The sequence below is a fragment of the Bradyrhizobium sp. NBAIM08 genome (assembly GCF_020193935.1).
GTDB classification, from domain to species: Bacteria; Pseudomonadota; Alphaproteobacteria; order Rhizobiales; family Xanthobacteraceae; genus Bradyrhizobium; species Bradyrhizobium yuanmingense.
This window is the reverse complement of record NZ_JADYVR010000457.1, coordinates 1-438: the sequence shown is the minus strand read 5'-3', so window position 1 is coordinate 438 and position 438 is coordinate 1. Positions and strand designations below refer to the sequence as shown.

Annotated in this window: 1 protein-coding gene; it reads left to right on the top strand. The window is 63.5% G+C overall.

The features are described from left to right. Nucleotides 1-121: 121 nt before the first annotated feature. Nucleotides 122-438, top strand: a 317-nt coding sequence (locus I6F37_RS40415; RefSeq protein ID WP_225154439.1) for a hypothetical protein, incomplete at its 3' end; no start/stop codon positions are given.

The following is a 438-nucleotide window of genomic DNA, read 5'->3' as shown; positions in this document are numbered from 1 at the left end:
CGCCCGGAGCGAGTACACCGCTGTCGGTCTTGGGCATCGTTCTGCGCCCTTGACTCCCACCGAGCGAGCGCGGAGGGTTCCATCCTCCGTAGCGCGTCGTTCAACGTGATTAGAGATTGAAATGCAGAAACAGCTCTTTGTAATTTGTTTTTTGCTTGGAAGTGCCTTCGCCACGGTCACGGCCTGCGGGGACGAAAATTCCGCCGACGGGGGCTCGCTTGGCATTCAGGCTACACCACCCGGGGCCCCGCCGCCCGAGGGCGAAGGTGTAGCAAACTTCGGTGCGGATGCCTCACTCGAGGAGACCTCAACGCCTGCTCATGCCTGCCCAGAGGACGCCCTTACCGGGGTCGAGCGTGTCCAAGGCGCGCGACACGGCATGTCCGCTACCGGAGCACGCGGCCCGCATATGCTCGTTTGGGACGACGAGCGCACGCC